Origin of the sequence: Desulfosarcina variabilis str. Montpellier (assembly GCF_048565275.1) — a bacterium.
GTDB lineage: Bacteria > Desulfobacterota > Desulfobacteria > Desulfobacterales > Desulfosarcinaceae > Desulfosarcina > Desulfosarcina variabilis.
The window spans coordinates 7,593,417-7,606,730 of the sequence record NZ_CP159846.1 but is presented as its reverse complement, the minus strand read 5'-3'; the positions used below and the strand labels follow the sequence as shown (position 1 = coordinate 7,606,730).

Annotated in this window: 13 protein-coding genes; all 13 read right to left on the bottom strand. The window is 54.7% G+C overall.

All coding sequences use genetic code 11. The features are described from left to right. Positions 1-5 precede the first annotated feature (5 nt). Positions 6-1,607 (bottom strand): HDOD domain-containing protein, encoded by a 1,602-nt coding sequence (locus Dvar_RS34315; protein WP_419657628.1) that lies wholly within the window; start codon positions 1,605-1,607, stop codon positions 6-8. An 81-nt stretch (positions 1,608-1,688) separates the two neighbouring features. After that, positions 1,689-2,459, bottom strand: a complete 771-nt coding sequence (locus Dvar_RS34310) for a hypothetical protein (protein WP_419657627.1) — start codon at positions 2,457-2,459, stop codon at positions 1,689-1,691. A 201-nt stretch (positions 2,460-2,660) separates the two neighbouring features. Beyond that, positions 2,661-4,112 carry an OmpA family protein gene (locus Dvar_RS34305; RefSeq protein WP_419657626.1) on the bottom strand — a complete coding sequence of 484 codons (1,452 nt, stop codon included), beginning with the start codon at positions 4,110-4,112 and terminating at the stop codon, positions 2,661-2,663. Positions 4,113-4,252: 140 nt separating this feature from the next. Further along, complete coding sequence (locus Dvar_RS34300) at positions 4,253-6,727, bottom strand: heavy metal translocating P-type ATPase (protein ID WP_419657625.1); 2,475 nt, start codon at positions 6,725-6,727, stop codon at positions 4,253-4,255. 160 nt (positions 6,728-6,887) lie between these two features. Then, on the bottom strand, positions 6,888-7,406 hold the full coding sequence (locus Dvar_RS34295; protein WP_419657624.1) for a c-type cytochrome: 519 nt from the start codon (positions 7,404-7,406) through the stop codon (positions 6,888-6,890). Then, the gene (locus Dvar_RS34290; protein ID WP_419657623.1) at positions 7,407-7,628 is read right to left on the bottom strand and encodes a hypothetical protein; all 222 of its coding nucleotides are present in this window, start codon (positions 7,626-7,628) and stop codon (positions 7,407-7,409) included. 1 nt (position 7,629) lies between these two features. Then, entirely contained in the window at positions 7,630-7,905 is a 276-nt protein-coding gene (locus tag Dvar_RS34285) for a cbb3-type cytochrome c oxidase N-terminal domain-containing protein (protein ID WP_419657622.1), read from the bottom strand. A gap of 9 nt (positions 7,906-7,914) precedes the next feature. After that, positions 7,915-8,178, bottom strand: a complete 264-nt coding sequence (locus tag Dvar_RS34280; RefSeq protein ID WP_419657621.1) for a cbb3-type cytochrome oxidase assembly protein — start codon at positions 8,176-8,178, stop codon at positions 7,915-7,917. 70 nt (positions 8,179-8,248) lie between these two features. After that, entirely contained in the window at positions 8,249-8,614 is a 366-nt protein-coding gene (locus Dvar_RS34275) for a four helix bundle protein (protein ID WP_419657620.1), read from the bottom strand. 203 nt (positions 8,615-8,817) lie between these two features. Continuing rightward, complete coding sequence (locus Dvar_RS34270) at positions 8,818-9,753, bottom strand: cbb3-type cytochrome c oxidase subunit II (RefSeq protein WP_419657619.1); 936 nt, start codon at positions 9,751-9,753, stop codon at positions 8,818-8,820. Next, positions 9,750-11,117, bottom strand: a complete 1,368-nt coding sequence (locus tag Dvar_RS34265; RefSeq protein WP_419657618.1) for a cbb3-type cytochrome c oxidase subunit I — start codon at positions 11,115-11,117, stop codon at positions 9,750-9,752. The genes Dvar_RS34270 and Dvar_RS34265 overlap by 4 nt, the downstream gene beginning before the upstream one ends. Positions 11,118-11,310: 193 nt before the next feature. After that, positions 11,311-11,940 (bottom strand): cytochrome c3 family protein, encoded by a 630-nt coding sequence (locus Dvar_RS34260; RefSeq protein ID WP_419657617.1) that lies wholly within the window; start codon positions 11,938-11,940, stop codon positions 11,311-11,313. A 120-nt stretch (positions 11,941-12,060) separates the two neighbouring features. Continuing rightward, positions 12,061-13,278: a hypothetical protein gene (locus Dvar_RS34255; RefSeq protein WP_419657616.1), complete on the bottom strand. Its 1,218-nt coding sequence runs from the start codon at positions 13,276-13,278 to the stop codon at positions 12,061-12,063. Positions 13,279-13,314: the final 36 nt, after the last annotated feature.

Genomic DNA, 13,314 nt, shown 5'->3' with positions numbered 1-13,314 from the left:
ATCGGTCACGAATTTTGTTTATATTTTATGGAAAGCACAAGCTGGTTGCGCAGCATGCCCAGATAACGATGTTCGGTTTCACTGATGGGCAACCCTTCGGTGTCCCGATCCGCATACAAGGCGCCGATGCAGACTTTCTGCACATGGATGGGCAGGAAAACAAAGGACGGCGCATCGATTTTTTCACGGTACCATGCGGGAATCAGATGCGTCATCTTTTCATCGTAGGAGTCGGCGACAATCAAATCTTTGCCGACCTGAATGGAAAGATTGAACAGATCCTTGGATGGGCCCAAATCAAAGCCCAAACGGCCGATCAACCGTTGGCATTCGTGGCCATAACCGAAACGGACGGTCATTTTTTTTCTGCTGCCATCATTGATGAACATCAGTGCCCGGTTAAAATCAAGGGCGCGGTAGAAAATTTCCAGGCTCATCACGGCAATGGTTTCAACGTTGTAGTCGTTCATCATGATCTGGGACAGTTCTTGAATGCCTTCCATGATGATGTCGCTGGGATTGCGGGTGGCGGGAATCCGGGCGGCGGCTTTGAGCTGGGTTTCATCGGTAAGTTGAAAGCTACCACTGGCTTCCTCGGGCGCGGGGGCTTGTTTTTTGGCCTGCTTGCGGTGCTGCGGGTTGTAGATGGCCGAGAGCTGATCCAAAAATGCGCTCTGAGCAATGTTCATGCTAAGCGCCTGGGCATGCTCCTGGACTTTTTCCAATGAATCGTTGATCAGGGTTTTGAGCTGTTTTTTTGAAATGTTAAGATGCAACTGATAGCGTCCCAGAATGCGGTGCAGTTCCTTTACGCTGGGTTTTGATGTATCGCCGTGGATAACAGCGGACAGCTCTTTGACGAAACTGGTGACTAACCGGAGGCGCTCCGGCGATGCTTTTTTATCCGCCAGCTCATCCTTGGGCAGCGTCTGCATGGACTCGTAGACTTGCTGGGGAAAGTTCCACTGCTTGGCCACAGCCATCCCCAGTTCATCGTAGGTGACGCCACACACGGATCGCACGGCCTTGGCCTCGCTGATCCCCTGATCGGTCATGGCGTTGCAAATTTTGCGGTATTCGCCCGGCAGATAGTAGATCATGACCAGTTTGCCCAGATGGCTCATCATGGAGCAGACAAATACCTCTTCCGGATCGAGATTTTCCTCCATGCCGGCAATCTCACGCGCCATCATGCCCGACCAGAAAGAGCCGACCACGGCTTCCTTGAGCGGTTTGGCGTTGGATTTGCCCTTAAAATGTTCAAACAATGCCAGGCTGAGTATCGCCAGACGGACATTTTCATAGCCCAGGACCACCACCGCCCGGGTGACGGTGCTGACCTTGCCGGCTGCCAAACCATAAAAAGCGGAATTGACCATTTTCAGCAGCTTGCTGGTCAGGGCGTGGTCTTTTAAAATGACATTGGACAGATCTGTGGCATTGGACTGGTCCGGATCAACGGCCAGCTTTTGATTGATTTCGACAACGTATTTTGAGATGGTCGGAAAGTCTTCTGTTCGAAAGATGCGTTTTAGCAACCGATCCAGGGCACTGGTGCCTTGTTCGGATGCGTCTTGTGCGGTTTGTTGTGCGTTGGCAGTTCCCATGTCGCGCCTTTTCAGAGTTGAAACCGTATTTGAATGTGAATTGGTGTTGGCCGCTCAATAATAGGGATATCGCCATATTTATTAAAAAGTTGACCCTTTATCAGGAATAATTCTCGTATGAAACTGCCTTTCTTTTTCAGCGACCCTTATCTGACGCTGCGGATCGAGAAAGTGCCGGTACACCGGTTCATCTCGATCGACCGGCCGGCCAAACAATTTTTCCTCGATCAGAAAAAGGGCCTCGACGGACTTATCCCCCACAGGATAGCCTTTCTCGTCCAGGCGAATGGATGCGTCAAAGGTCACAGGTGAGATATTGTTGATATCCACCAGACGGATATCACCCTGGGCGTTGACGATCAGGTTTCCGGAACCGGCCAGATCCGGAATATGGCCTGCTTCAGTGATCATTTGTTTGATGCGCCTGACAAATTCTGCCCCCCGTTGCCGGACCGTTTCAATCCACTGCTTTTCGGACGGGGGCGGGGCGTCTTTTCTCTGGCTGATTGCATGATAGAGCGCCGGCAACAGCTCCGTGGCATCCAGAACCGTCCATGGGTCCAGAACTTCCCCCGGCACATACTCCTGAAAACCGCACAACACCAGATCCCGGCCATCCGGCCCCTCGTAATCCACAATGCATTCCGTGGACCTGGCCATATATCCATCTGCCAGGTAACGTTCCACCAGTTTTACCCGTGCGGTTTCGGCAAGCGCTTTCTCAAGTGTTTCCAAATGCGTCCGAAAGATGCGGAACATGCGCCTGGGTGAGGCTTTGGGGAAACACCTCACCCCGTCGATCATCGTTCCGTTTTGTTCCCGGTTTACATCAGGCAGATGTAGGATTTCCATGATATGGGACCGCAGCCCCTGACGGAAATGTCTCCTAAAAAGGTAGGGCGAATCAGTTCTGACGAAGTTTAAGGCGATGATGTCGGCATGCTCGAGAGTTGGCCGGTTTCTGATGTCGTGAGGCATGAAGCAATTCCGAGACAAACCGACCGGAAACAGGGGCGTTTCCGGTCGGTTTGTAGCTGGTATTCAAAAAGGCGCTTAGGGCTTTTTAGCCGGCATGATCAACACGTCAATGCGCCGGTTGATCGCCCGCCCCTCAGCCGTGGTATTGGGGGCCAGAGGCCGATCCGGGCCATAACCGGCTGCCCGAATACGATATTCCGGAAGGGTATTATTGGCCACCAGATAGGTTTTCACTGCCTGGGCCCGCTTTTGGGACAGCTCCTGGTTGACTGCTTTGGCACCGGTGCTGTCGGTATGGCCTTCGATGGTCACTGTTGGCTGATCAAAGGTTCGGATGGCTTTTTGAACTTTACTAAGCAGGGTGTAATTGTCCGGCGTCAGGGTTGCCTGACCCACCGGGAAATTGATGCCGCGCAGGCGAATGACCAGTTGGCCGCCTTGCTTGTAAACTTCCGCTTCATCGGCCTGGAAATAGCTTTGAACCTGGTTGAAACGCTCGTTGAATTCCCGTTCGGCGGCAAGTTTTTGTTTGGCGGCTTCTTGTTCCCGGGAATACCCCTGCAACCCAGCCAACTGCTGTTTCAGGTCGGCGATTTGAGCCTGATAGCCTTTACTCTCATCTTCCAACATCTTATTTTTTTGTTCCACGGCAAAAGCCGCATCGGTCAGGGTGCTGATTTGGTTTTCAATGCCTTTATCACGCAGTTCTCCGGCACCGCTCGCCTTGCCGACTCGGCTCAGGAGTTCTTCCAGGTAAAGCGCTGACGCTTCAGGTTCCATTTTTTCAAATGTTTGACTGCTTTCACTGATTGAAATCATCCGTTGGACCATGAATTCCGCGTTCGCGGCCTTCTGGTTGATTGATTCATTTTTATATGGGTTTTGGGCAACAAAGGTTTCAGCTTCGTTCAGGGCTTTCAGCGCATCGCTATAGGCCTGGGGCGCGATTTTTTGGACTTTTGCGTCTTCGGCGTCAGCCAGCATCTGGCGGGCATTGCCCAGGGCGGCATCTTTGATGGCCATGATTTCCACATCGCGAAAGGCGGCTTGAACCTTGGCTGCATTTTTCTGGGCGTAGCTCAAGTTGTCGTTTTCGATGGCCTTGGTCAGTTCCAGATACCGTTTATTGACCTCGTTGTACGGTTTGCCCAGTTTGTCGGCCCCGACCTTGAGTGCCTTTTCCCGGGCTTTATTGGTTTCACCAAGAATGGTACGGGAAACCTGGGCGATTTCCTCGGCTTTTTTCAAACTGGCGTTGCCGGCGTTGACATACCGGCCAATGGCCGACAGTTTTTCGCCGTGATCCAGCGCTTTCTTGGCTTTATTGAACGATAATTGTGCGTCATTGAACGAGCCCGGGGCCAGTACGTTCACCTGATTGTCGCGGGCGCTGGTAAGGCTTTGCTCCAACTGGCTGACCAATTGCTCTGGGCTGTCAGATGAAATGTTCGCCGGCTGGGGCGTTGCACATGCACTGATGAAAGCCAAAAGCAGTCCTGAAAGAAATATCCAACGGTTTTTTTTCATTATGTTATTCTCCATGTTGATTGGCGGGTCATTTGGGTTGACCCGCCAGGTTGGATGGGGCGTTAAAAACGCTTTATGATTATTAATCATTAAATGTATCTTGGCAAGTCTTGGAACGCCTTCATTCAAGGCAGATTCCATCAATGCTTGTTGCCATCATCTGGCATCCGGACGACCATCAATAGAGTGTTGCCAATTACGGTAAGGCTGGAAAACAGCATGGCTGTGGCGGCCAACAGGGGGGTGAGCAATCCGCTCATGGCCACCGGTATGCCGATCAGGTTGTACACCCAGGCGCACCACAGATTTTGCGTTACTTTGCGGTTGACCTGCCGGGAGAGATCGAAGACGGTCAGCAGCTGAGCCGGGTCCCCGCGCATCAGCGTGAGGTGGGCCGCCTCGGCCGCCAGCGCCTGGCCGCTGTGAACGGCGACCGACAGGTGTGCACGCGCCATGGCCGCTGCATCGTTGATCCCGTCTCCCACCATGGCCGGGTGACGGCCTTTTTGGACCAGCATGTCGATATACTCAGCCTTGGCCGCTGGCAGCAGGTTCCCCCGGGCGGCTTTGATTCCTACCGATTGAGCGACCTTGCGGGTTGCGTGGGCATCATCTCCGGATATGATGGCTACCTTTTTATTTCTGTCTTTAAGGGTTTGAATCAGTGCAGGAACAGCTGACCGGATCATGTCTCCAAAATAGATTGTGGCGGCCTGCCTGCCGTCAACTTCCAGAAAAATACATGACGTCGGTGTATGGTTTGTCTCACCAATCGGATCAGGCGCAGCGCCCGTTTCATCCTGGACAAACGCGCGGCTGCCGATGCGCAGCAAGCGGTCACCTGCCCGTCCGGTGATGCCGTTGGGATGGATACGAATGTCGGTCACCGCAGCTGCCGGGACATCATGGCGTGTTGCATAGGCAGTGATGGCGCGGGCGATTTCATGGTCAGCGGTATGTTCCAGACCGGCGGCCCAACCGATGACCGTTGGTAGGTCAAGACCAGGGCTGACAACGACATCCGCCACTTCCCAGCGGCCGTGGGTAAGGGTGCCGGTTTTATCGAAAACAATGCTGTCCACCGCACCGGCCCGTTCAAAGGCTTCGATTTCCCGGACCAGGATGCCCTTTCTCCCGGCCATGGAAACACCGGCCAGACGCGCCATGGGAATGGCCACACCCAAGGCGCAGGGACAGGAAATGACCATCACGGTCACTGCCCGGACCAGCGCCTGATTAAGGCTCACTCCGGCTGCCATCCAAACCAGGCCGGTGCCCACCGCCAGGATGACGATCAGGGGAACGAACCCGCGCAGCATGCGATCCGTGCGGGCCTCGAAGCTGCTCTTTTGTTCCAGGCCGCGGGCCATGATGCCAATCATCTGGCCAAGCACGGTGTCTTCACCGGTGGCATCGGCAACAGCGGTTACCTGGCCATGGATGATTCGGGTGCCGCTTTTGACGCTATCGCCGGCCTTCACGTCTTTCGGCCGCGCCTCACCGGTCAGTGCTGATTCGTCGATGGATGCACGGCCTGACACCACCCGGCCGTCAGCCGGCACGATCTCGCCGGGTTCAACGGCAAATCGATCCCCAAGGACAAGCTGGTCAATGGCCACCCAGCGGCCTGACGGCCATGCATGAGTGACCATGCGCACTTTTCCCGGTTGCAGGGCGAAAAAAGCGTCCAGATCGCGGCGAACCCGGTTTCTGGCCTGCTGCTCGAGTAATTTACCCAAGAGCACCAGGGTGATCAGCATGCAGGCCGTATCGAAATAAAGGTGGATGCTGCCGGAAAGCCAGTTGTAAAAACTGTAAACGTAGGCGCAGCCAGCGGCCAGGCCCACCAGGGTCTCCATGCCCGGTGCCAGATGCACCATGCCGAACCAGGCTTTGCGCAGCATGGGCCCGCCGCCGTAAACAAAGGCCACGCTGGCCATGAGAACAATGGGCAGGGAGATTTTGAACACGGCATCTTCGGTGAGATCGGTAAAGAATCCGGCGTAAAGCGCCCAGGACAGCATCATTACATTGACCGAGAAAAGACCGGTGATGAACAGTCGAATCAATTCCCGGCGCAAAGTCAATTGTCCGGTGTCGCCGGCATCGGCGTCGTGAACCGGGTAACCCAGATGGACGATGGTTTGCCGAATCTGTGCCGGGTCGGTACGAGCCGGTTCGTAATGGCAACGCAGACGATCGGTGGTAAAATGGCAGGTGGCTTGCGCAACTCCATCAACTCGTGAAAGCGCCGTTTCAATCACCCATGCGCAGGCTGGGCACCACATACCGTCTACCCGCAGGTCAAGGGGCAACGTATCCGACGGAATGGAATCGGGGATGTCTGTTTCCGGCTGAGCGGGTGAGGGCGCTGCCGATGCATGCAGGCGCTCAAGATCCGCTTCACTGGCTGGAATCACCCCGGCCGCCACGCATTGGCGGAACAGGTCGCTTTCCCGAAAACGGGCCGGGTCCTTCACATCGGCCGACTCCAGCAGCATGGTGTAGACCATGCGGCAGCCCTGACAGCAGAAATAAAGCGGTTTGTCATCCACGCTGTGGGTGATGGTGCCGTAACGCAGCGGTAGGCCGCATAAGTCGCAATGGGATGGCATGGCTTTCAACCGAGGGTGTGGGGATACTTGTGAAACCACTGGACGGGCATTGGAAAAACATCAAATGTCAAAGCTCAAATGACAATTGAAAGAATGCTATCGATTTGAAAGTAATATCGTTTCAATCCTTCAACTGACTTTTCCTATTTCTGGATGGACATTAATCCCGCTGGCCGAGGCTTTTTACAAAGGCAATTACGCGCCAGCGGTCATCCGGAGCAATAGTGGTGGCCAGAGGCGGCTGCCGTCCACCGGGAATGCCGAAGCTGATTTCCTTGAACAATGTGCCCTCGGCCATGGTCTGAACCTTTGCATCGCGCAGGTCCCTGGGCGTGGGGGCGAAACTCTGGCCTACGGTGCCGTACCCGTCAAAATTTTTTCCGTGGCAGTGAACACAGTAATACCCGTAGGCGGTTTTGCCGTCGGCAATCACGGCGGGGGCTGCCAGATCAAACGGTGCTTTCAGATCCTCGGCTGCCGCAGCATGAAAAAAGGCTTCTCCACCTGCGACCGGCACGCTGCCCGGTGCCATGACCGGAATGGGATGCTCATGGGGTTTGATGACTGGTGTCCGCCACATGCGGCCGGCCGGCATCAGTTCATCATAGGCAGTGATCAGGCCCCAGGCGATAAGGGCCACGGTGCAGGCAATCAGAACAACCGAGAGTATGCGAACCATTTATTCTCCTTTGGCCCCTCTGATGTGTTGGGGATGGGGCAGCCGCTCGTAAACCGCATAGGGTGACGATGCTGGTACATCCTTTACCGGCCGATAGGCCCAGGTGGGCTGGCCCATGTCCGAGACCACATAAAAGGCCAGGAATCCCTTGAACAGGATGATGCCCAGCATGATTCCGAGCCAGACCCAGGTTCTGAAAATCGATTCGTGATGGTCATTCATTTTAGATCTTCACTCCCAGTACACCGTGCATGACGATGTAGAAAAAGCCCCAGACGAACGTGCCGGCGATGATCAGCATCATGATCAGCGGGTAGGGGGCATTGCGTTCCTCGATACCGTCGGCATAGCGGCCGGTAATACGCTTTTTGCTGGTTTCGCTGTCCTTGCCGCGCAAATGGACGAAGGCCAGGCCCACGCCGAAAACCACCATGAAGAGCAGGGTGGGAAAAAGCCAGGCCATGGTATGTTGAAAATTGAGCAATTCAAAAAAACGCATGGTAGGACCTCATTGTTTGCTGAAATACAGGGCGAACGCCAGTACCGCCGCGGTTGCACCGATGCCGCCCGTTGCCAGGATAAACAGTCCGTAAATTTCGATCCGGTTAAACCGGGTCGCCTTCACCGGCGGCGCATCGCCTTCGTCCTTTAACGGCAGATAGCGCGCCCGCTGCTGATCACCGAACTGGCCGGATCGAAAGGCCCAGTAAAACACGACCAGGCTGATGACCAGGCCGATGGCGATGTAGGCGATGAAGTAGGGGTAGTACATAATAGGTGTTTAGACTGAAGGTATTTAGGCTGAAGGGAAATGAATTCTACCCTTCTTTAAGTCCTACGGTCTATTCTCCTTTTTTCTTTTTAATTGATCGGATGAGGCTGCTCAAGACTTTTTCCGTTTCAACAATGATAGGTTCAACCTTGCTTAAATCGTTGTCGGTGATAAATTCCAATCGTTTTGCCAGGCTGATTTGATAGTGTAGCTCTCTCAGCGACCCGAAGGCGATACTTAAAAACCGAAGATAATCAGCCTGGCTTTCTCTGGCGCAGCCTTCAACAATATTGGATGGCACTGAGACCGCTGCACGCCTTATTTGAGCGGTCAGGCCATATTGTTCCGTTTTTGGAAAGTTTGTGGTTATACGATACACGCTGACGGCGACCTCGTCAGCCAGTTCAAACGCTCTAAGTTTTGTGTGGTCGCGCATTATTTAGCTTTTTAGGTGTTTCGGCTGAAGGCTGAAGGGGTACAATATTAGGAAATCATCAGTTTTTCTCTTTTCCTTCAGCCTAAACAGCTTCGGCCTAAGCCCCTATTTATTTGTCTGAAGGATTAAAATATTTGGGGTTCATTTGTTTTCCTCTTTTGCTTCAGCCTAAAAACCTTCAGCCTACCCCCCTCCTATGAGCCTCACGGCTCATAGGCCGCATCAATTCCCTTCGGCTCCATATTCGCATCACTATCATTAATAAAATTAACCGCCACGTAGTTGCCCACATCCCAGATCTTTTCCGATTCCAGCTCGCGCTTGAAATAGGGCATGGCCGTGCCGGTGATGCCGTTCATAATCTGGTAATAGAGAATTCCGCCGCTGATCTCGCGGTTTTTCAGGATCGTGAAATTGAGCGGCGGCGGATAGATGTACGGCTGGGCCGGTCCCATGCCGTCGCCCACCGGGCCGTGGCAGCCCAGGCAGAAATCCTGGTATATCTTGTGTCCCCGGGCCATTCCCGCTTCCGTGGTGGGGTAGGGGTTGGGCACATCCCGCCACCCCTGGGGAATGTTCTCACTGAGCCATTTGACGTTGGCGTCCGGGCCGGCTTCGTATGCTTTGATGGATTCGGCTTTCCAGAACGCCTGGCGCTGCATGCGCTGGTCGGCGTTTTTCATGCCCAGACTCTGAACGTAGCGGATCAGCTGGTTCATGCCCGTATCACCCAAAAATTCAAAGGGCGGCATGATCGACAATGGCCGGGTGAAGCGCGGATTGACAAAGTGCGCCACGTGCCAGTCGTCCGGGTGCTCGCCACCGTCCTGGGACAGATCCGGGCCGGTGCGCTGGGAGCCCAGCAGAATCGGGTAGTCTTCAACGTAGTCACCGGCCTGGGCAATGCGTTCGGCGCCCAGACCCCAGTCGATAGTGCGGATGGACTGGCTGTGGCAGTAGACGCAACCGTTGGCAATGTAAAGCTCTCGTCCGGCAGCCTCCTCGGCGGAGCGCTGGCGGAAGATGTCTGATGGCGCGGTCTGACTGGTATGCACATAGGGCAAGAGGATGACCACGAAAACAATGGTGGCCAGGATCAGAAGCGAGCCGGCAACCACGGCAAGGGGAGTCATTTTCATGATGACGCTCCGGTTTTTCCGAACAATGTGCGGACAATATTATAAAACCCCAGCACTGCACTGGAGAAAATCATCAGGCCTAAACCGGCGCGAACCACATAATACACGTGGATTTCCGGCAGGACGCGGTAAACGGTTTCGCCGTTGAGCCAGGCATTGCCCTGGATCAGGCCGGCGATGGTCAGCACGATGGTGAATCCGACCATGCCGATCAGCACCATCCAGTACTGAAAATCGGCCAGAAACCGGCTGAACAGGGGCTTGCCTGAAATTTTCGGGATGGTGTAGTACAGTCCCCCGAGGGCGATCATGCCGGCGAACCCGAGCACACCGATGTGGGCATGGGCTACTACCCAGTTGTTGAAGTGAGTGACGCGCTGAACATCGGGCAGCGCCATGAGCGAGCCCTGGATACTGACGAAGAAGTACATGATCGTGCCGGTGAAAACGAACTTGGCGCCGATATCGGCATGGATTTCACCCAAACGGCCTTTGGCCGTGTACCAGATGTTGATCAGAAAGGCCATGACCGGGATCACCATGGCCACCGAGTCCACAATGGCCACCACCTTGAGCCAGGTGGGCACCGGTACCTGCAACAGGTGGTGGGTGCCGATGTGGGTGTAGACCACGATCAGGGCCCAGAATCCCAGAAGGGACAGGGTATGGCTGTAAAGCGGGGCCCGGCAGGCGCGTGGGATCACGTAATAGGCCACGGCTGCCGACAAAGGCGTCAGCAGAAGGCCGAACACGTTGTGACCGTAAAACCAGAGCAGAATGGCGTCGGGAATTCCCACCAGGGCGCCGCTGTCCGGCTTCCAGATCACGTTGCCCAGGGCAAAGGTGCTGAAGGTGAGAATCACCCCGGCCAGCACATACCAGACCGATACATAAAGAATCGGTTCCTGGCGGTTTTTGACGGTCATGATGAAATTGATGAACACCAGGCCGAAGGCGGCCACCACCATGATGTCCAGATGCCAGATCAACTCGGCATACTCGCGTCCCTGGGTCATGCCGGCGGCCAGACTGGCCACGACGCCGACAAGGGCGATGTTCCATAAAATCACCGTCACCACGCCCAGTCGCTCACTGAAAAGCCGGGCGCGCAGCAGCCGGGGAATGAAGTAAAACGCGGCCGCCAGCAGGCCCGGCGTGACGAACCCGAACAGCACCAGGTTGACGTGGGTGGGGCGCACCCGTCCGAAAACGATGCCGCCCATGTTGGCCGTCAGATCCGGGGCGACCAGTTCGGTGGCCCCCAACAGCCCGTAAAAGGTGGCCACCATCATCCAGAATCCGGATGTCAGGGCAAATCCTTTGGCGGTGGTGTTGGATTCAGAGCTTTTAATGTCGGTGGACAAGAGTAACTCCTTTAAAACAAGTGTTAAGTTTTAAGTGTTAAGTGTTAAGTGGCGGATCGGATCGATTTTAATATAAAAATGATAGAATACCTTTCCTTAACACTTAAAACTTAACACTTAAGACTGCAATGTATCACCAAAATTTCATCTCAACGGATCGATTTCTTAATCGTATTTCATTTCCCCATCCTGATTAGTTGTGACACGCCAACCAGCAGCCAACATTGACGTCCAATGATCGGTGACACTCGATGCAAAATCCCATCTTGAACCGCTCTCCTTTCAGGCGGTCCATATCCTGAACCTCGCCATGGCAGGACTCGCAGGCGATATCCCGTTTGATGTGCCGTTCATGGTTGAAGACCACATGCTCGGCCAGCTCGAAAACCTTGACCCACGGTGTGGGGGTATCGCTGTTGAAATAGTCGTGTTCTTTCTGGATCTCCGGGTGATTGGCGATGATATACTCGTGGCAGAAGAGGCATTTTTCAACAGCCGGCAGCCCCGGATGGATGGATTTATCCACATACGAATGACAGAAGCGGCATTCGATGGCCTTGTGGCCGGCGTGCAGCCGGTGGCTAAAAGGAATCGGCTGGGCCGCGCCAATGCGTGTGGCCGGCGAGACATAGAAAAAGAAGAGAAATCCCAGTACCAGAAAAGCGCACATGCCGACCCAGAACACGGGGCCGCGGTTATCCCAGACGTGCATCAGGGTTTCGCCAAAGGCGGTGAAAAAGCGCATGGGACGTCCCCGCGTGCCGACCAGAATAACGATCACCACGAGGGTGAGCAGTGAAAAGGTGGTAATCAGAATTTCCATAATAAGGACTCAAGGCTTATAGGTTGTTAGGCTGAAGGTCGAAGGCTGAATGGGGAAAACCGTTCAGACTTGCTCCCCCCTCGATCCACATCCTTAATATTCCATCATTGTCTCTTTTGTCTAACCGGTCTCGACGGCCATCTTATCCTCTGACCTGCCCCCCAGTATCTCTGGAAAGCGTTTCAGATAGCTGGTCACGGACATCGCCAGCAGACCAAAAAAACCGACACCCACGGCCGCCTCCACCCAGCCCAGGGGCAGGTGTTTGGCATGGTGGTGAAAGGCCGGGCCGAGTAAAAGGTAGTGTTCCAGCCAGATACCGAACATGACTGCCAGGCAGATCACTGTCATGGCCTTGGGGCGGGTCTTGATGCGGCGGTTGATCAGGATGATAAACGGAGCCACGAAACAGCCGATGAAGATGGTCCAGGCCAGAGCGCTCCAGGGGGCGGCCATGGTGCGCTCGATGATATAGCTGGTCTCCTCGGGGATGTTGCCGTACCAGATGACCACGAACTGGGCATAGAAAAAATCAGCCCACACCAGGCAAAAGGCAAAGAAGAGTTTGCCGATGTCGTGGAACTGATGCTCCTCGACCTGATAGCCGTTTTTCTCGCTCATGTGCAGGATTGCACTGAGCACGATTAGGGCGCCGAAGCCGATATAGACGGACTTGACAAAACTGTAGGCCCCGAAAAGGGTCGAGTACCAGTGCGGGTCCGCGGCCATGACCAAATCGTAGCCGATCAGGGAAAGCACCAGGGCAAAGGCCAAAAGATAAAGGATCGCAAACACCGTGGTGCGCTCGGCAAACCGGCGTTCGTCAAGGGGTTTGCTGTCCCAGCGCTCGAGCAGGCGCCGGCCCAGAGGACCCGTGGCGCCCCTGGTTTTCAGGGTGAAATAAAGCCGGTGGTAGAGGAAGGCCAGACCGAATCCGTAAAGCAGGCACAGGCCGATAAAATCGCGGCCGAAAAGAAACGGCACGTTGAGCCAGACTTCCTTTCCGTGCAGATCCTGGTGCAGCCAGGGGAACACATACTGGCGTCCTAAGAAAAGGATCAGGAAAAGCACCAGGGAGACTGGGAAAAATGCGGCGAAGGATTCGGCCACATCGGCCAGCGGACCGCTCCAGCGCGCCTTGACCGTGTGCATCAGGGCCGAGAAGAGCACTGCGCCCTGGGCAATGGCCGAGAAAAAGAGGAAGTTGAGCAAGTATGCCTGCCAGGCCCGTGCCGAATCGCCAATGGTGGCCATGGCGATGAAAATCAATCCGCCGGCCGCAGCCAGACTGGTAAAAATTTTCATCAGTGAGGGAGGTCGGTTGTTATTTGCAGCCATCGTTTCTTTCCCTGATTGTACAGTTTCCCATGATGG